An 18,017-nucleotide genomic window follows, 5' to 3' on the forward strand; every position below is an offset into this window, starting at 1 on the left:
GTGGGTCAGCCCGCAAGTCCCAACGCCATGGAGGCCCGGGTCGTCAATACCGTCAGGGCGACGATCAGGCACAGCGACACTGCCGCGATCGCGAGCGAGGCCGCGACGGCGCCTGTCAGCCGGGAAGAGACGACGGGGGCAGGTCGGCCCTGAAAGCCCACCATGCCGGACGCCCGAGCCATGGTCTAAATCCTTCAACGCGCGAGCGAATCACCCGCGACGCCAACAACTGTCACAATATCGCCCGGCAATATTGGGGCGCACTCGCGCTGAATATGGCGAGATCGTGGCAAAGGTTAACGCCGTGCCCGGTATTCTCGGACCGTCAAGCGCTCGCGGCGATGCTCGCGGGATCGTCGATATCGGCCGGCCGCCAGTCCATCGACACGAAGCCGGGCGCCTGCTCCACCCGCTTCAGCCAGGCCCGGATCGCCGGGAAGGTCGAGAGGTCGAAGTCGCAGCGGTCGGCAAGGTGGGTGTAGCCGTACAGCGCGATGTCGGCGACGGTGAGCTGGCGGGCGGCGAAATACTCGGCGGTCCTGAGGTGATTTTCCATCACCTGGAGCGCGCCATAGCCGCGCTCCATCCAGTCCTCCAGCGCGTGCGTCTGGAGGTCGCGGCCGCCCTTGACCAGCGACAACCAGAAATAGGCGGCGCCGATATTGGGCTCGAGCGCGTGCTGCTCGAAGAACATCCATTGCAGCGCTTCGGCGCGGTCGATGCGTTGCTCCGGGGCGAGCGGCGTGCCGCCTGCCACGTACCAGAGGATCGCGTTGGATTCGGCGAGGTAGCGGTCGTCGCCGACCTCGAGCAGCGGCACCTGGCCGGAAGGATTCTTCGCAAGAAAATCCGGCGTGCGGCTCTCCCCGCGCAGAATGTCGATCTCGATTGCCTGGTAGGGCACGTTCAACAGCGCCAGCGCAAGGCGGACCTTGTAGCTGTTGCCGGAGCGTTGCATCGAATAGAGCTTGTACATTCGAGAGGTTCTGATCCGGTGACGGGAAGGCGCGCCGCTTGTTGCCCCGCAACGCGGCTAAACAATGATGCCGTTGCGAATCCGCCGCAAGGGCCGCCCGCTAGAAAAACTTGAAATCGCTACTGCACTGCAACGCCGAAAAAAATCTTTTCAACACGACAGAACAATTCGCATCACGCTTGCGTCAGGATGCGATCGCTTTGCTGCGATCGCATCCGAGTTCAATGGTTGCGATATCAAGTGCGGAATCGATCCGGCGTCGCTCGCACCGTCAGGTTGCACGACCTCGTTGGAACGCCAGCTTGCGGCTCGGCGAAGAGCAAAATTGCTCGGAGGACAATCCTTGCCAGATATGAGCCATTCCGGCTGCAAAGTTTAGGAATATTGCGCAAATCCGGGGCCTCTTCGGTGCGGATCCGTAAACTTTTGCTGGATTGGGCCGAAGTTTCTTGCGGTGCAGCGGCACCCGTCCTAGGGTGCATTATTCCCACAATCAGAGTCGTGACGCCCGAGGGCTCACGACGCTCGCCAGGAGATGATGATGTCCTTCCTTGCCGCTGCGCTCGACCGTGTGAAGCCGTCCGCGACCATCGCGGTCACGGATAAAGCACGCGCGCTGAAAGCGGCGGGCCGCGACGTCATCGGCCTCGGCTCTGGCGAGCCCGACTTCGATACGCCCGCCAACATCAAGCTGGCCGCGATCCGCGCCATCGAGGCCGGCAAGACCAAGTACACCGCGGTCGACGGGATCCCCGAGCTGAAGGAAGCGATCATCGCGAAGTTTCAGCGCGAGAACGGCATCGTCTACAAGCCGAACCAGGTGATCGTCGGCACCGGCGGCAAGCAGGTGCTCTACAACGCGCTGATGGCGACCATCAACCCGGGCGACGAGGTGATCATCCCGGCGCCCTACTGGGTCAGCTATCCCGAGATGGTGGCGCTCGCCGGCGGCGAGCCGGTGCCGGTGGTCTGCACCGCCGCGGCCGGCTTCAAGCTCCAGGCCGAGGCGCTCGAGCGTGCGATCACGCCGAAGACCAAATGGGTGATCCTGTGCTCGCCGTCGAACCCGACGGGTGCGGCCTACACCAAGGCCGAGCTGAAGGCGCTGACCGACGTGCTGGTCAAGCATCCGCATGTCTTTGTGATGACCGACGACATGTACGAGCACCTCGTCTATGACGACTTCCAGTTCACCACCGTCGCGCAGGTCGAGCCGAAACTCTACGACCGCACGCTGACCGTGAACGGCGTCTCGAAAGCCTATTGCATGACCGGCTGGCGCATCGGCTATGCCGGCGGTCCGGCGCAGCTCATCAAGGCGATGTCGACCATCCAGTCGCAGTCGACCTCGAACCCCTGCTCGATCGCGCAGTGGGCCTCGGTGGAAGCGTTGAACGGTCCGCAGGATTTCATCGCCGCGAACAACAAAGTGTTCAAGGAGCGCCGCGACCTCGTCGTCTCCATGCTCAACCAGGCGAACGGCATCGAATGCCCGCGCCCCGAGGGTGCGTTCTACGTCTATCCGTCCTGCGCCGGCACGATCGGCAAGACCGCGCCGTCGGGCAAGGTGATCGGAAACGACGAGGCGTTCGTCACCGAGCTCCTGGAGAGCGAAGGCGTCGCGGTCGTGCAGGGCTCGGCCTTCGGCCTCGGTCCGGCCTTCCGCATCTCCTACGCGACCAAGACTTCCGATCTCGAAGACGCCTGCAAACGCATTCAGCGCTTCTGCGGCAATTTGCGCTAAGCGCAAGATGAACGAAAAGGCCCGCTTCCAGGCGGGCCTTTTTTTGAACCCTCCGCGATCTGGCACCACCAAGATAATTGTGGCATAGACATCGCGCGCCGCGTGTGCGGTGCCCTCTCTGCTCGCATCACATCATAGCCGGAGACTTTCCATGCGCCGTTCACTCCTCCTCGCCGGGCTCGCCGCGTTTGGCCTCGTTGCGTCCGTCGCGGGTGCGAGCGCGCAGCAGCGGATGGTGCGGGTTGGCGTGCTCGAATGCCGTGGCGGCGCCAGCGTCGGCTTCGTGGTGGGATCGGTGACCAATCTCGGCTGCGTGCTGCGGGCCGAAGGCGTGCCGGAGGATCGCTACGTCGCGACCATCCGCAAAGTCGGTCTCGACATCGGCATCACCCAGGAGACGGCGCTGGCGTGGGGCGTGTTCGCGCCGGTCGATCGCCTCGGGCCCGGCGACCTCTCGGGCAACTATGCCGGCGCGCAAGGCAGCGCGTCGGTTGGCGTGGGCTTGGGGGGCAACGTGCTGGTCGGCGGCTCCAACAATTCGATCGCGCTCCAGCCGCTCAGCGTGCAGGGCCAAGTCGGACTCAACATCGCCGCTGGCCTCGAAAGCCTGGAACTGCGGCCGGGCCGTTAACGTCTGACACGTTTCGGCGACGACGCACCGCAGCGACGTTTGGCGCTTGCCAAAACCAAGGGACGGGCAGAGCATCGATCTTTGCCGACCCAATCACGGGCCGAGCTCCACATGAAGGAGGCGGCGAATGGGACAAGACGTCAGAAGTCCCCGAGGTCCACGGTGCATTGCGCTCGTGGGCCCTTTCCAAAGCGGTAAAACCACTCTTCTCGAAGCGATATTGGCACGAACGGGCGCAGTCCCGCGTGCCGGCAGCGTCGACGCCGGTACTTCGGTGGGCGACGCCACGCCAGAGGCCCGCCATCACAAGATGACCGTGGGCCTGACGGCTGCCACCACGAGTTTCATGGGCGACAGCTACACCTTCCTCGATTGTCCGGGTTCCGTTGAGTTCGCCCACGACATGCGCGCGGCGCTGCCCGCGGTCGACGCTGCGGTCGTGGTCTGCGAGGCCGACGAGAAGAAGCTGCCGCAGCTTCAGATCATCCTGCGCGAGCTGGAGGAGATGAAGATCCCGCGCTTTCTGTTTCTCAACAAGATCGATCGCGCCAACCAACGCGTTCGCGAGACGCTTGCGACGTTGCAGCCGGCGTCCCGCGTGCCGCTGGTGCTGCGCCAGATCCCGATCTGGAACGGCGAGCTGATCGAGGGCTTCGTCGATCTCGCGCTCGAGCGCGCCTTCATCTATCGCGAGCACAAGGCCTCCGAGGTGATCGAGCTCGAAGGCGGCAATCTCGACCGTGAGAAGGAAGCCCGCTTCTCGATGCTGGAGAAGCTCGCCGATCACGATGATGCGCTGATGGAGCAATTGCTCGAAGACATCCAGCCGCCGCGCGATGCCGTGTTCGACGATCTCTCGCGCGAACTGCGCGAGGGCCTGATCTGCCCGGTGCTGCTGGGAGCGGCGGGGCGCGAAAACGGCGTGCTGCGCCTGATGAAGGCGCTGCGCCATGAGGCGCCCGGGATTGCCGAGACCGCCAAGCGGCTTGGCGCGCCTGACACCAAGGATGCGCTCGGCTATGTCTTCAAGACGCTGCATTCGCAGCATGGCGGAAAGCTGTCGCTGACGCGGTTGCTTGCCGGCCATCTCGACGACGGCGCCACGCTGCAATCCGCCTCGGGCGGCGCGGGACGCATCTCCGGCATTCTCGCCGTCAACGGCGCCTATGATACCAAGCGCCCGTCGGCGGAGGTCGGCGACACGATCGCGCTCGGCAAGCTCGATCCGATCAAGACCGGCGACACGATCTCGACCGGCAAGACCCCGCCGTCTCAGCTGATTGCGGTCGAGCCGACGCCGCCGGTGCTTGCGATCTCGGTCGCCGCCACCGACCGCAAGGATGACGTCAAGCTCGGCCAGGCGCTCGCCCGGTTGCACGAGGAAGATCCCTCGCTGATGGTCGTGCAGAACGCCCAGACCCATGACACCGTGCTGTGGGGGCAGGGCGAGATGCACCTGCGCGTCGCCAGTGAGCGGCTGCGTGACCGCTTCGGCGTCAACGTCAAGTCTCACCCGCCCGCGATCGGGTACCAGGAGACCATCCGCAAGCCGATCACCCAGCGCGGCCGGCACAAGAAGCAGTCCGGCGGCCACGGCCAGTTCGGCGACGTCGTGCTCGACATCAAGCCGCTGGCGCGCGGGGAGGGGTTCAAGTTCGCCGAGAAGGTGGTCGGCGGTGCAGTGCCCCGCAACTACATTCCGGCGGTGGAAGAAGGCGTCGTCGACGGCTTGACCCGCGGCCCGCTCGGCTTCCCCGTCACCGACGTGCAGGTGACGCTGACCGACGGCTCCTATCACAGCGTCGACTCGTCCGATCTCGCGTTCCGCACGGCGGCGCGGGTCGGGCTCAACGAAGGCCTGCCGCAATGCCAGCCGGTGCTGCTGGAGCCGATCCATGTCGTCGAGATCGTCTGCCCGACGGACGCGACCGCCAAGATCAACGCGATCCTGTCGGCGCGGCGCGGCCAGATCCTCGGCTTCGACACCCGCGACGGCTGGAGCGGCTGGGACTGCGTCCGCGCCATGATGCCGGAGGCCGAGATCGGCGAGCTCATCGTGGAGCTGCGCTCGGCGACCGCCGGCTCCGGCAGCTTCACCCGCCAGTTCGATCACATGGCCGAGGTGACGGGACGCGCCGCCGATCAGATCATCGCTGCGCACGCGGCCTGATCGCTCATCCCCGGGAGCACCGCCAGGCGGTGCTCCCGGGTCTGGCACATCGCGCCTTGCCGGACGTGCAGGCTCCGTGCAGGCCCTTGTGCTTGACAGGCCTTCACCGAACATATTGATCGTGATGGCCGGGCATTCCGCTGGATGTCCCGGCCATCCACGTCTCTGGAATGCACGAGACGACGTGGTTGCCCGCGACACGCGTGGGCATGACGGGGAGGTCGCCGTGCTGCATCGGAATTTCGGATTTGACCGTGTCTAGGACGCCCGTAGCCTGCCTGATCGGATGGCCGGCGGCTCATTCGCGCTCGCCGTTGATCCATCGCTACTGGCTGCGCACGCTCGGCATTGAGGGCGGCTATGTAATCGAGGCGGTACCGCCGGAGGACTTGCGCGACTTCGTACTGCGGCTGTCGTTGCACGGTTTCGTCGGCGCAAACGTCACGATCCCGCACAAGGAAGACGTGCTCGCACTCTCGACGCCGGATGCGCGCGCCAAGGCGATCGGTGCCGCCAACACGCTGTGGCTTGTTGACGGCGAGCTGCGTTCGACCAACACCGACGTTGAAGGCTTCATCAACAATCTCGACGCCAGCGCACCGGGGTGGGATGCGGCCGAGGAAGCTTTGGTGCTGGGTGCCGGCGGCTCGTCGCGCGCGGTCGTGTTCGGCCTGCTCGAACGCGGCGTCAGCCGCGTCCATCTCGCCAACCGCACCATTGCGCGCGCCGAGGCGCTTGCGACGACGTTCGGTTCGCGCGTGCAGCCGATGGCATGGGACGCGATCAACGACGTGCTGCCGCGGGCGAGGCTGCTCGTCAACACGACCTCGCTCGGCATGCGCGGCCAGCCGGCGCTCGAACTCGACATCGCGCGACTGCCGCAACAGGCGGTCGTTGCCGACCTCGTCTATGTTCCGCTGATCACGCCACTGCTTGCGGCAGCGCAGGCGCGCGGGCTGAAGACCGCCGACGGGCTCGGCATGCTCCTACACCAGGCGGTGCGCGGGTTCGAGCTGTGGTTCGGCAAGCGGCCGCAGGTGACGGCAGAGCTGCGCGCGCTGGTCGAAGCCGATCTCACAAAATCTTGAAAATCTTGAGAGAATAGGGCGCGACCTCCGGGGTTTTGTCCTCGTGGGACAATCGGAGACTGTCATGTCTGTACAACGTGCAACTTTCACACGTCCGCTCGTCGCTGTCGCGATGGTGGGCCTATCCACGCTCTATGCCGTCGCGCAGCAGGCGCCTGTGCCGACGCGGGTGCGTGGAACGATCGAAAAAGTCGACGGCGATCTGCTGTCGGTGAAATCACGCAGCGGCGAGGACGTCAGGCTGCATATCGCCTCTGACCTCCGCGTCGCGGGGATCACCAGGATCGCCCTTTCCGATATCAAGGTCGGCTCCTTCATCGGAGCGACCACGGTGCCGGGACCGGATGGCGGCCAGAACGCCGTCGAGGTTCATGTCTTCCCCGAAAGCATGCGCGGCACCGGCGAAGGCTCGCGTCCCTACGATTTGCGGCCGAATTCCAGCATGACCAATGCGACGGTGGCCGAGAGCGTGGTCGGCAATGACGGTCACACGCTGCTCGTCAAATACAAGGACGGCGAGAAGAAGGTGTTCGTCTCGTCCGAGACGCCGGTCGTCACCTACGTGCCCGGGGAGAAATCGGATCTGAAGGAGGGCGCCAAGATCATCGCCTTCGTCAAGGCGCTGCCGGACGGGTCCTTCGAGACCAGCCGCGTCAGCGTCGGCCGCGACGGCCTCACGCCGCCGATGTGAGGCGCTCCCCTCGCGCGAGTCGATTTTCGTGATCGCAACAAAGTGCGGGAAAGCGGAATAGGCATCCAGGTCCGGGGTTGCGATGATTGACCGGCGCAACCGCCCTGGAGGGACAGGCCATGCAGGAACTGAACGCCCGGAGGCCACGCACGCTCGTGGCCTCGCTCGCTACCATTGCCATTCTGTCGTCTGCCATTCTGTGTTCGATCGCGTCGGCGCAGCAGGCAGCGACGGTCCGTATCCGCGGGACCATCGAGACCGTCGACGGCAACATGCTCGGCATCAAGACCCGCGAAGGCAGCGACGTGAAGGTGCGCATGACCGACAACGTCGCCGTGTTCGCCGTCGTGAAGACCGCGCTGTCGGAGATCAAGGAGGGCTCCTATATCGGCGTCACCGGCATGCCCGAGCCCGACGGGTCGCAGCGGGCGATTGCCGTGCACATCTTCCCGGAGAACCAGCGCGGCGCTGCCGAAGGTTTCCGTCCCTGGGACGCACGCGCCAACTCGACCATGACGAATGCGACCGTGGCCGAGACGGTCAAGGGCACCGACGGCCAGAACATCCTGCTCAAATACAAGGACGGCGAGAAGAAGATCGTGGTGCCGCCGGACACGCCGATCGTCACCTTCGTCGCCAGCGACAAATCCGAGGTGAAGCCGGGCGCCAAGCTCATCATCTTCGGCGCGGCCAAGAAGGAGGACGGTTCGCTCGAAGCGGGCCGCGTCAATGTGGGCCGCGACGGAGTGACGCCACCGATGTGACTGCCGGCGTCATTTCCGGGGCGGCGCGGCTCTGCCGTCCGGTTTTGGCTTCGGGGAGCCGTCAAAGCACTGGACCGATCCACGCCAGGTCGCCCCCGGGCTGTGGACGCGCCGGCAGCCTTGCGCGCTGCCGGGCTCCCGGCCCATTTTTTGACCGAAAGCCGCCCTTCCTCCGGCGCGGGCCGTCGTATATCAGAGATTTGCCATCGAACCTGCCGATAGTCCTCGGGAGCCAATTGCGATGGCGACGGTTATTTAATCCAGAGATCGCAATCTGGCCTTAGGTCGACGCTGAGCGCAGACGACTATTTCAACCGGGGTACGGCATGGCAAATCGATTGACGACGGCGCAATCCAGTCTGGCGATGCGGCGTTGGCGGCCTGCCGGCCTTGTCACGATCGCGGCGATGGCCGCGCTGGCGGCGCTGACCACCGGAGCCGCCGCGGCGAAGCAGGCGCGCCAAGCCGCCGAGGCGGTAGCGCCGCGCACGGCAGGCGAGCCGATCATGGCGATCGTGTCGATCAAGGGCCAGCAGGTCACTTTCTACGATGCCGACGGCTGGATCCTGCGCGCGCCGGTGTCGACCGGCACCACGGGACGCGAGACGCCGGCGGGCGTCTTCGCCGTCATCGAGAAGGACAAGGACCACCACTCGACCATGTATGACGATGCCTGGATGCCGAACATGCAGCGCATCACCTGGAACGGGATCGCGCTGCATGGCGGTCCGCTGCCCGGCTATGCGGCCTCGCACGGCTGCGTGCGGATGCCCTTCGGCTTTGCGGAGGATCTGTTCGACAAGACGAACATCGGGATGCGGGTGATCATCTCGCCGAACGACGCCGCACCGGTCGATTTCTCCCATCCGGCGCTGTTCGTGCCGAAGAAGGACGCGATTGCGGCGGCCCCGGCCCGGGCCGATGCGCTTTCCCGCGAGGCGGATGAGGCCGTCAGGGCAGCCGACGAGACGAAGAAAGCCGCCGCGACGACGGCGCGCGAGGCCGCATCGCTCCCTGCGACGCTGCGCAATCTGGAACGGCTCAAGAAGAGCGCCGACGCCGAGCTCGCTTACGCCGACAAGGTGCTCACTGCTGCGAAGACGGATCAGGCCAGGACGAAGGCCGAGGAGCTGAAGCAAAAAGCCGCGACCAAGGCCGCTGACGCGGCGACGCAGCTCGACACCGCCAAGGCCAACGCGCAGCCGAAGCGCGATGCCGCGGCTGCCGCCAAAGATGCGGCCAAGGCGGCGGCGACCCGGAAGGCCGAAGCGACCAAGGCGGCGACCGAGGCGAAACTCGCGCTCGAGCCGGTCTCGGTCTACATCAGCCGCGCGACGCAGAAGCTTTACGTGCGGCGCAATACGCACAAGCCGGCACCGGACGGCGGCGGCGAGGTCTTTGATACGAGCATCGAGGTTCCCGTCACGATCCGCAATCCCGACAGGCCGATCGGGACGCATATTTTCACGGCCATGGCCAAGAGCGATACGGGCCTGCGCTGGACCGTGGTGACCATCGACAACGTAAACGAAGCCAAGGATGCGCTCGACCGCGTCACCATCCCGCAGGACGTGCTCGACCGCATCGCGCCGACCGCGATGCCGCGATCCTCGATCATCATCTCGGACGAGCCGCTGAGCAGCGAGACCAACTATCGTACCGAGTTCGTCGCGGTGCTGAGCAACCAGCCCCAGGGCGGCTTCATCACGCGCAGGCCCACGGCCCCCGAGGTTGTTGCGAGCCAGGACGGCTGGGACGATAATGGCTTCGGCTTCTTCTTCCAGCGCAATCCCAATCCGCAGCCGCAGCCCGGTTATGCGCGCCGGCGTGGCAGCGGTCAGTATTGGCAGCCGCAACAGGGCTGGTGGTAAGACGCGCTACGTCGCGCGGGTCGTTTAGACCGCGATGATGTGATCGTCGATCTCGTCCACCCTGTTGACGCCGCACAGACCCATGGTGGTCAGCAGCTCCTTCTGGATGATGTCGATCGCCTTGGCGACGCCGGCCTGGCCGCCGGCGCCCAGCCCATACGCATAAGCGCGGCCGATCATGCAGGATTTTGCGCCGAGCGCGAGCGCGCGCATCACGTCCTGGCCGGAGCGGATGCCGCCGTCGAACATGATCTCCATCTTGTCGCCGACCGTATCCGCGATCTCGGGCAGCACCTCGATCGACGACGGCGCGCCGTCGAGCTGCCGGCCGCCGTGGTTGGATACGACGAGGGCCTGCGCGCCGGTCTTCGCGGCCTCCTCGGCATCCTCGACGTCGAGGATACCCTTGATGATGAGCTTGCCCGGCCAGATGCTGCGGACCCACTCGACATCCTTCCAGTTCAGCGAGGTGTCGAACTGTGAGGCGGTCCATTCCGCGAGGCGATTGAGATCCTCGGTATTCTTCACGTGACCGGCGATGTTGCCGAAGGTGCGGCGCTTGCCGCGCAGCACGCCGGAGACCCAGGTCGGCTTGGTGGCGAAATCGATCAGCTTCGACAGCGACCATTCGGGCGGCACCGTCATGCCGTTCTTGATGTCGGCATGGCGCTGTCCGATCACCTGGAGATCGACGGTGAGCACCAGCGCGCTGCACTTGGCGGCAATCGCACGCTGGATAAGGTCCTTGATGAAGCCGCGATCCTTCATCACGTAGAGCTGGAACCAGAACGGCTTCTCGACATTGGCGGCGATGTCCTCGATCGAGCAGATCGACATCGTCGACTGCGTGAACGGGATGCCTGCGGCTTGCGCTGCGCGGCAGGCGTGGATCTCGCCGTCGCCATGCTGCATGCCGAGCAGCCCGACCGGCGCGAGAACCAGCGGCATGGTCGATGGCTCGCCGAGGATCGTGGTCGCGGTGTCGCGCTTGGAGACGTCGACCAGGATGCGCTGACGAAACTTGATCTGCTGGAGATCGTCGCGATTGGCGCGCAGCGTTTCCTCCGCATAGGAGCCGCGGTCGCAATAGTCGAAGAACGCTTTCGGCACGCGCCGCTTGTGCAGCGCACGGAGGTCTTCAATGCAGGTGATATGCTTCATGACGTTCCCCGGCCCGTCCTTGCGTCGACGGATTGAGGGGTCATCTAGCATGGATGGGTGCACAGCCAAATCGTTTGCGAAGAGGCCGCCATGACCAGACCGCGACCCGTGCCGAAATCCACTGATGCCGAGGAGAAGCATCGCCTCGATGAGGCGCTTGAGGAAGGCCTCGAAGAGACCTTTCCCGCCTCCGATCCCGTCAACGTCACGCAGCCTCCGCCGAGTCGCGGCGATCGGCACGTGAAGCGTTCGGATTAACCCGTGAGTTCCATTGCTTCGGGCTTGTTTGGCGAGAGTTCCAATGTTAACAAAGGGTTACCGGAGCGTTCGCTCAGCCGGGTTCCGTAATGATTCATCATATTTTTTGAAGCCAGGTTAGCTGTGATGGCATTATAAGAACGCCGAGCGAAATCAGGAATGGCGGAGCCGTGCAAGGCATCCGGTAGTTGTATTGGGGAATCCTGGTTGCCGCGTGGGGGACTCATATGAGCCGCAAATATTTCGGGACCGACGGGATTCGAGGCCGCGCCAACGGACTGATCACGCCGGAGCTCGCGCTCAAGGTCGGACAGGCTGCCGGCCTTGCGTTTCAGCGCGGTGACCATCGCCACCGGGTCGTGATCGGCAAGGACACGCGCCTGTCCGGCTACATGATCGAATATGCAATGGTCGCGGGCTTCACGTCCGTCGGCATGGACGTGCTGCTGGTCGGCCCGATGCCGACGCCGGCGGTCGCGATGCTGACCAAGTCGATGCGCGCCGATCTCGGAGTCATGATCTCGGCCTCGCACAATCTGTTCGAGGACAACGGCATCAAGCTGTTCGGCCCGCAGGGCTTCAAGCTGTCCGACGACGTCGAGAGGCAGATCGAGCAGCTGCTCGACGAGTCGCTCGACAAGAAGCTCGCACAAAGTGCGAGCCTGGGCCGCGCCCGCCGCATCGACGGCGTGCATGACCGCTACATCGAATTCGCCAAGCGCACGCTGCCGCGCGATCTGTCGCTCGACGGGCTGCGCGTCGTGGTCGATTGCGCCAATGGCGCCGCCTACAAGGTGGTGCCGGAAGCGCTGTGGGAATTGGGCGCCGACGTCGTGCCGATCGGCGTCGAGCCCGACGGCTTCAACATCAACAAGGAATGCGGCTCGACCTCGCCGGAAGCGCTGTCGAAGAAGGTGCGCGAGATGCGCGCCGACATCGGCATCGCGCTCGACGGTGATGCCGATCGCGTCATCCTGGTCGACGAGCGCGGCCACATCGTCGATGGCGACCAGCTGCTCGCGGTGATCGCGCAGAGCTGGAAGGAAGACGGACGGCTGGCGCGACCCGGCATCGTCGCGACCGTGATGTCCAATCTCGGGCTCGAACGTTTCCTGAAGGGGCAGGGGCTCGACCTCGTGCGCACGCCGGTCGGCGACCGCTACGTGCTCGAGCAGATGCTGAGCGGCGGCTACAATCTCGGCGGCGAGCAGTCCGGCCACATCATCCTGTCCGACTATGCCACCACCGGCGACGGCTTCGTTGCCGCCTTGCAGGTGCTGGCGGTGGTGCAGAAGCTGCGCCGTCCGGTCTCCGAAGTCTGCCATCGCTTCGATCCGCTGCCCCAGATCCTGAAGAACGTCCGCTACAAGAGCGGCAAGCCGCTCGACGACAGCGACGTGAAGTCGGCGATCTCCGACGGCGAGAAACGGCTCAACGGCCACGGCCGGCTCCTGATCCGCTCCTCCGGCACCGAGCCCGTGATCCGCGTGATGGGCGAGGGCGAGGACCGCATCCTGGTCGAGGAAGTCGTCGATACCATCGTCTCCGCACTCGGACAGGCTGCGGCTTAAGGCGCATCGATACGCGAAGCACGATCGTAGCCCGGCCGAGGCCGTGTCGCCTCACACTGAAACCGGTCAAGCGCATCCCAGCCATGGGCGATTGGCGGTGGTTCGGCCACCGCCTGCATCGTAATGAGCGGGTGTGGCAGTTCGCCGCGCCTGCCGGGAATCAATCCCTTGAACAAGCCTGTCGTCGTCTCCGAGCAAACGCTGACCGAGCCCGTCGTCGTGACCGACGTGGCGGCTGCGGCACGCAAGCCGGGCGCAGGGCCGGCCTATGTCGTGCTCGCCGGCATCAGCTTCTCGCATTTCCTCAACGACACCATGCAGTCGTTGATCGCGTCGGTCTATCCGATCCTGAAAGACACCTACGCGCTCGACTTCGCGCAGATCGGCATGATCACGCTGGCCTTCCAGTTCACGGCCTCGCTGCTCCAGCCGGTGGTCGGGCACTACACCGACAAGAAGGCGCAGCCTTACTCGCTCGCGATCGGCATGGCCTCGACCTTTTTCGGCCTGCTGCTGCTCAGCGCCGCCCATCAATATCTCGTCATCCTGGTTGCGGCCGCGCTGGTCGGCCTTGGCTCGGCGGTGTTTCACCCGGAGTCGGCGCGCATCGCGCGGCTCGCCTCCGGCGGTCGCTACGGCTTTGCGCAATCGGTGTTTCAGCTCGGCGGCAGCTTCGGCACGTCGATGGGCCCGCTGCTGGCGGCGCTGATCGTGGTGCCGTTCGGGCAGGGCAGCATCGCCTGGTTCTCCTCGATCGCGTTTCTCGCGATTCTCATCCTCTGGCGCATCGGCCGCTGGTACGCGCCGCAGATCACGACGAAGAAGGAGAAGCCGATTCATGCGCATCCCGACGGGCCAAGCTCGCGGCGCGTCGCGGTCGCGCTTCTCGTGCTGGTGGCGCTGCTGTTCTCCAAGCAGCTCTACGTCTCGAGCCTCTCGAGCTATTACATCTTCTACCTGATCGATCGCTTCGGCGTGTCGACGCAGGCAGCGCAAATCTACCTCTTCATCTTCCTCGCCGCGAATGCGGTCGGGGCGTTTCTCGGCGGCCCGCTCGGGGATCGCTTCGGCCGCAAGATCGTGATCTGGATCTCGATCCTCGGCGCGCTGCCGTTCACGCTGGCGCTGCCCTATGCCGGGCTTTACGCGAGCGCGGTGCTCACCGTGTTCATCGGACTGATCATCTCCTCGACGACGTCATCGATCATCGTGTTCGCGCAGGAGCTGGTGCCGCACCGCTTCGGCATGATCTCGGGCGTGTTCTTCGGCGTGGCCTTCGGCATCGGTGGCCTTGGCGCGGCCGTGCTCGGCAAGCTCGCCGACCACACCTCGATCGAGTTCGTCTATCAGGTCTGCGCCTATCTGCCGGCGATCGGCCTGCTGGCGGTGTTCCTGCCAAAACTGCCGCAGCACGCGCGCTAATTCGACATCCGCAAGCCGCGGCGCCTTCATACATCGTTAGCGATTGTGACGCGGCGTGCCGCATTTTTGCAACGCTTCGGCCGCGCGCGCGTGTGGAGTGACAAAAAATCAACCTTAAAAATTAGGGTTAAGTGGCGCTTAAGCATTTAGTGCCATCGTCCGCCCGTGAGTTTCAGAAAGTGGGGCGTCCGGATTTGCCTCACCGGCCAAAAGGACGAAGCAATGCGTAGCGTTAAGTCTCTCCTTGCCGCGGGTGCGGCAACTTTGATTTCCTCGATGGCGTTTGCCGCCGATATGCCGATTGCGGCGCCGCCCCCGATGTACGCGCCGCCGGCTCCGCCCGCCGACTTCGGCGGCTGGTATCTGCGCGGCGACGTCGGCTTCAGCAACCAGCGTGTTGACCGCGTGCTCGACACCAACGCTGCCGCCTACAACAACGTGAACGTTGCGCAGACCGGCAGCTTCAGCAGTGGCGGCATCTTCGACCTCGGCGCCGGCTATCGCTTCAATAACTGGTTCCGCGCCGACATCACCGGCCAGTATCGTGGCAAGACGACTTTCACCGGCCTCGATGTCGTGACCGGCGTCGGTCCGGCCGCCGGTTTTGCCGGCACCAACAGCTACACTGCGACCAAGTCGGAGCTGCTCTTCCTCGCCAACGCCTATGTCGACCTCGGCACCTGGTGGTGCGTCACGCCGTTCATCGGTGCCGGTGTCGGTACGGCCCGCGTTACCGTCGGCGACTTCATCGACTCCGGTGACAGCACGAATGGAGTGGTCCAGAGCCGCAGCCTGAACTATGCCGGCTCTGCCTCCAAGTGGAACTTCGCCTGGGCTGCGCATGCCGGTCTTGCCTACAAGGTCAATCCGAGTCTCACGCTCGAACTGGCCTACAGCTACGTCGACATGGGCAGCGGCATCACTGGTGCCAGCTACTCGTTCGACGGCGTGACCAACACCACGCACGCGGCGTTCCAGTTCAAGGACATCACCTCGCACGACGTGAAGCTCGGCGTGCGCTGGAATCTCGACAGCCCGCCGGTCTACGCGCCGCCGCCGCTGGTCACCAAGGGCTGATCGCAGCCCCAATCGGTTAAGAGGTCTTAACGGCGCGGGATCATCCCGCGCCGTTTTGCTTTGCGTAAAATTCATGGCCGGATCGTGCCGAAATCGCGCAACGCAACCATTGGTTAAGGTTAACGGGCCATGATCATCCGCGACAAGTTCGAGTCCGATGGAGCGTTGCGATGCGTAGGCTTTGGTTTGTGGCGGCGATATTGGGATCGGTCTCTGCCGCACACGCGGCCGACATGCCGGATCTCCCCGTCCTGCGCGGCGCGCTCACCGACGGCTTGAGCAGGACGACGCACAACTGGGACGGCTGGTATGTCGGCGGCGACGCCGGCTACTCCTCCGCATCGGTCGATTTCAGCCAAAGCGTCGTCGGCCTGACGAATTTCATCTTCCGCGACAGCGTACTTCAGCAGCCGACCGCGAACTGGTCGCTCATGAAGAAGACCACGACGCAAGGAGCGAATTTCGGCGCCTTCGTTGGCCGCAACTGGCAATGGTACGACGCCATTCTCGGCCTCGAGGTCAACTACAGCTACTTCAACACCATCTCCACGTCGACGACGGGCTCCAACTCGCTCATGATCGTCAACCCTGCCGGTGAAACTCGTCCCGCCGGCATTACCAACAATTACGGCGTGACGCTGACCGGCACCGCGGCGGCGCAGGTCAAGGACATGGTCACGTTCCGGGGTCGCATGGGGTGGGATGGCGGCGACTTCATGCCTTATTTCTTCAGCGGACTTGCCGTCGGCCGGATGGACGTTTCCCGCACCGTGACGAGCAATGTGACGTTGCGTCAGGATTCGACGGTGACCGACGTATTCGGCAACACGATCACCATCATCGGGACAACGTACGCTGTTCCGGCGCAGTCGCAGACGCAGTCCCAACATAGAACCAACAACTTCGTACCCGGTTGGGTCGCCGGCGTCGGTTTCGAATATTGCCTGTGGGAAGGCTTGTTCGCGCGCGCGGAGTGGGAGTACGTGAAGTTCTCTCCCGTGATGAATACGAACGTGACGTTGAACAACGTGCGCGCCGGGCTTGGTTACAAGTTCTGACGTTCCTTCGCGGCGCCGCGGTTGACAGGTTTCCTCCGTCCTGATGCTCTGTCGCTGCGATGGGAGCAGCGGCGATGAAGATCTACGGCGATACGAACTCCGGCAACTGCCTGAAGGTGAAGTGGGTCTGCGACAGGCTCAAGCTGCCGTATCAGTGGGTCGAGATCGATACGCAGAAGGGCGAAACGCGCACGCCGCAATTCCTCGCGATGAACGGCGCCGGCCAGGTGCCGACCATCGCGTTCGACGACGGCCGCACGCTGGCGCAGTCCAACGCGATCATCCGCTATCTCGCCCGCGACAGCGACCTCATTCCGCGCGATGCGTTTGCCGCGGCCAAGATGGACGAATGGCTGTTCTGGGAGCAGTACAGTCACGAGCCCTATGTCGCGGTGTGCCGTTTCCAGATGGTCTATCTCGGCAAGGACGTCTCCGAGCTCGACCCGGAGAAGGTCAAGCGCGGCTATGCGGCGCTTGACCGCATGGAGCAGCATCTCGCCACCAGCCGCTGCTTCGCCGGCGAGGCGACCTCGCTGGCCGACGTCTCGCTGCTGGCCTATACCCGCCTCGCCCATCAAGGCGGTTTTGATCTGGGCCGCTATGTTGCGATCCGCCGGTGGATTGCGGAGACCGAGAGCTATCTTGCTCTTCCGCCGGCGCGCTGAGCCCGGAGCCCGTCATGACCGCCGATATCATCTCGATCCGCCGCGCCCGCCGCGAGGACGTTGCCGCGATCGTCGCGATGCTCGCCGACGATCATCTCGGCCGCACGCGCGAGCGCCTGGAGGAGCCGCTGCCGGAGTCCTATCTTGCGGCGTTCGATGCGGTCGACAAAAATCCCGGTCTGACGCTTGTGGTCGCGGTCGACGGCACGGGCAGGGTGGTCGGCTGTCTGCAACTTGCCATCCTGCCGGGCCTGAGCTCGCAAGGCGGTTCGCGTGGTCTCCTGGAGGACGTGCGCGTCGCCTCCGACTGCCGCAGCCGCGGCATCGGCGAGCAGCTCGTGCAATGGGCCGTCGCGGAAGCGCGGGCGAAGGGCTGCAATCTGGTCGAGTTGCTGACGCATCAGAGCCGCATCGATGCGCAACGCTTCTACAAGCGGCTCGGATTCACCGCGAGCCACGTCGGCATGACTGTCCGCTTTTGATGCACCTCTGTTCAGCCGTTGCATCGTCTGCAAAATCCGCCTGCGCATCCGTTCCGGTTAAGGGCTGATAAACTACCGGGCGTTCGTTCATGTTCGTCGGGGAACGTTCGGTGCTAGGTTGCGTCTGGACACCGGGCTCGGTCGGTTCGGGGATTTCGATGACAAGCTATTCGTTGATCAAGGTCGGCAACGATTACGTTGTGCAGGCCGACGACAAATGCATTTTGAAGGTCGCGAGCCGCCGCAGAGCTGCGCAATTGATCAGCGAAGCGACGGGCTTGCTGAATGCCGCGGCCGCCGTCGAAGCTCCTGAGAAGACGGCGGAAACCGCATCACTCCACCGTGAGACGCCTAAACTTCCTTGACGATTCTGCCCGTTTCCCGTATT

The 18,017-nt window shown here is 64.5% G+C and carries 19 protein-coding genes; 16 read left to right on the top strand and 3 right to left on the bottom strand.

What is annotated here, in order from left to right; translation table 11 throughout:
- Nucleotides 1-5: 5 nt before the first annotated feature.
- Both QQL28_RS18975 and QQL28_RS18980 read right to left on the bottom strand, forming a co-directional pair.
- Entirely contained in the window at nucleotides 6-182 is a 177-nt protein-coding gene (locus tag QQL28_RS18975) for a hypothetical protein (RefSeq protein WP_284267647.1), read from the bottom strand.
- A 143-nt stretch (nucleotides 183-325) separates the two neighbouring features.
- Nucleotides 326-976 (bottom strand): glutathione S-transferase family protein, encoded by a 651-nt coding sequence (locus QQL28_RS18980; protein ID WP_284267648.1) that lies wholly within the window; start codon nucleotides 974-976, stop codon nucleotides 326-328.
- 64 nt (nucleotides 977-1,040) lie between these two features.
- Between QQL28_RS18980 and QQL28_RS18985 the strand changes: the two genes are divergently transcribed.
- The 8 genes from QQL28_RS18985 (at nucleotide 1,041) to QQL28_RS19020 (ending at nucleotide 9,935) form a co-directional block, all read left to right on the top strand.
- Nucleotides 1,041-1,355, top strand: a complete 315-nt coding sequence (locus QQL28_RS18985) for a hypothetical protein (protein WP_284267649.1) — start codon at nucleotides 1,041-1,043, stop codon at nucleotides 1,353-1,355.
- Between the two features lie 162 nt (nucleotides 1,356-1,517).
- Nucleotides 1,518-2,720, top strand: coding sequence for a pyridoxal phosphate-dependent aminotransferase (locus QQL28_RS18990; RefSeq protein WP_284267650.1), 1,203 nt, complete (start codon nucleotides 1,518-1,520; stop codon nucleotides 2,718-2,720).
- 151 nt (nucleotides 2,721-2,871) lie between these two features.
- Complete coding sequence (locus QQL28_RS18995) at nucleotides 2,872-3,351, top strand: DUF992 domain-containing protein (RefSeq protein WP_284267651.1); 480 nt, start codon at nucleotides 2,872-2,874, stop codon at nucleotides 3,349-3,351.
- Nucleotides 3,352-3,478: 127 nt separating this feature from the next.
- Nucleotides 3,479-5,521: an elongation factor G gene (locus tag QQL28_RS19000; RefSeq protein ID WP_284267652.1), complete on the top strand. Its 2,043-nt coding sequence runs from the start codon at nucleotides 3,479-3,481 to the stop codon at nucleotides 5,519-5,521.
- A gap of 209 nt (nucleotides 5,522-5,730) precedes the next feature.
- Complete coding sequence (locus QQL28_RS19005) at nucleotides 5,731-6,609, top strand: shikimate dehydrogenase (RefSeq protein WP_431309620.1); 879 nt, start codon at nucleotides 5,731-5,733, stop codon at nucleotides 6,607-6,609.
- A gap of 64 nt (nucleotides 6,610-6,673) precedes the next feature.
- The gene (locus QQL28_RS19010; RefSeq protein ID WP_284267654.1) at nucleotides 6,674-7,300 is read left to right on the top strand and encodes a hypothetical protein; all 627 of its coding nucleotides are present in this window, start codon (nucleotides 6,674-6,676) and stop codon (nucleotides 7,298-7,300) included.
- A gap of 119 nt (nucleotides 7,301-7,419) precedes the next feature.
- Entirely contained in the window at nucleotides 7,420-8,064 is a 645-nt protein-coding gene (locus QQL28_RS19015; RefSeq protein ID WP_284267656.1) for a single stranded DNA-binding domain-containing protein, read from the top strand.
- 326 nt (nucleotides 8,065-8,390) lie between these two features.
- Entirely contained in the window at nucleotides 8,391-9,935 is a 1,545-nt protein-coding gene (locus QQL28_RS19020; protein WP_284267658.1) for a L,D-transpeptidase, read from the top strand.
- 24 nt (nucleotides 9,936-9,959) lie between these two features.
- On the opposite strand, the gene QQL28_RS19025 is transcribed toward QQL28_RS19020, so the two are convergent.
- Nucleotides 9,960-11,096: an alpha-hydroxy acid oxidase gene (locus QQL28_RS19025; protein WP_284267660.1), complete on the bottom strand. Its 1,137-nt coding sequence runs from the start codon at nucleotides 11,094-11,096 to the stop codon at nucleotides 9,960-9,962.
- A gap of 90 nt (nucleotides 11,097-11,186) precedes the next feature.
- On the opposite strand from QQL28_RS19025, the gene QQL28_RS19030 reads away from it, so the two are divergent.
- From QQL28_RS19030 to QQL28_RS19065, 8 genes are all read left to right on the top strand, one after another.
- The gene (locus QQL28_RS19030; protein WP_284267662.1) at nucleotides 11,187-11,354 is read left to right on the top strand and encodes a hypothetical protein; all 168 of its coding nucleotides are present in this window, start codon (nucleotides 11,187-11,189) and stop codon (nucleotides 11,352-11,354) included.
- 227 nt (nucleotides 11,355-11,581) lie between these two features.
- A complete protein-coding gene (gene glmM, locus QQL28_RS19035; protein WP_284267664.1) occupies nucleotides 11,582-12,925 on the top strand; it encodes a phosphoglucosamine mutase in 1,344 nt (447 codons plus the stop codon).
- A gap of 168 nt (nucleotides 12,926-13,093) precedes the next feature.
- Nucleotides 13,094-14,347 (top strand): MFS transporter, encoded by a 1,254-nt coding sequence (locus QQL28_RS19040; RefSeq protein ID WP_284267665.1) that lies wholly within the window; start codon nucleotides 13,094-13,096, stop codon nucleotides 14,345-14,347.
- A 222-nt stretch (nucleotides 14,348-14,569) separates the two neighbouring features.
- A complete protein-coding gene (locus tag QQL28_RS19045; RefSeq protein ID WP_284267666.1) occupies nucleotides 14,570-15,424 on the top strand; it encodes an outer membrane protein in 855 nt (284 codons plus the stop codon).
- Between the two features lie 170 nt (nucleotides 15,425-15,594).
- Nucleotides 15,595-16,482 (top strand): outer membrane protein, encoded by an 888-nt coding sequence (locus QQL28_RS19050; protein ID WP_284267667.1) that lies wholly within the window; start codon nucleotides 15,595-15,597, stop codon nucleotides 16,480-16,482.
- A 74-nt stretch (nucleotides 16,483-16,556) separates the two neighbouring features.
- Nucleotides 16,557-17,147 carry a glutathione S-transferase family protein gene (locus tag QQL28_RS19055; RefSeq protein WP_284267668.1) on the top strand — a complete coding sequence of 197 codons (591 nt, stop codon included), beginning with the start codon at nucleotides 16,557-16,559 and terminating at the stop codon, nucleotides 17,145-17,147.
- Between the two features lie 14 nt (nucleotides 17,148-17,161).
- Nucleotides 17,162-17,629: a GNAT family N-acetyltransferase gene (locus QQL28_RS19060; RefSeq protein WP_284267669.1), complete on the top strand. Its 468-nt coding sequence runs from the start codon at nucleotides 17,162-17,164 to the stop codon at nucleotides 17,627-17,629.
- 89 nt (nucleotides 17,630-17,718) lie between these two features.
- The gene (locus QQL28_RS19065; protein ID WP_284267670.1) at nucleotides 17,719-17,994 is read left to right on the top strand and encodes a hypothetical protein; all 276 of its coding nucleotides are present in this window, start codon (nucleotides 17,719-17,721) and stop codon (nucleotides 17,992-17,994) included.
- Nucleotides 17,995-18,017: the final 23 nt, after the last annotated feature.

It is taken from the genome of Bradyrhizobium iriomotense, assembly GCF_030160715.1.
Taxonomy (GTDB): Bacteria; Pseudomonadota; Alphaproteobacteria; order Rhizobiales; family Xanthobacteraceae; genus Bradyrhizobium; species Bradyrhizobium iriomotense.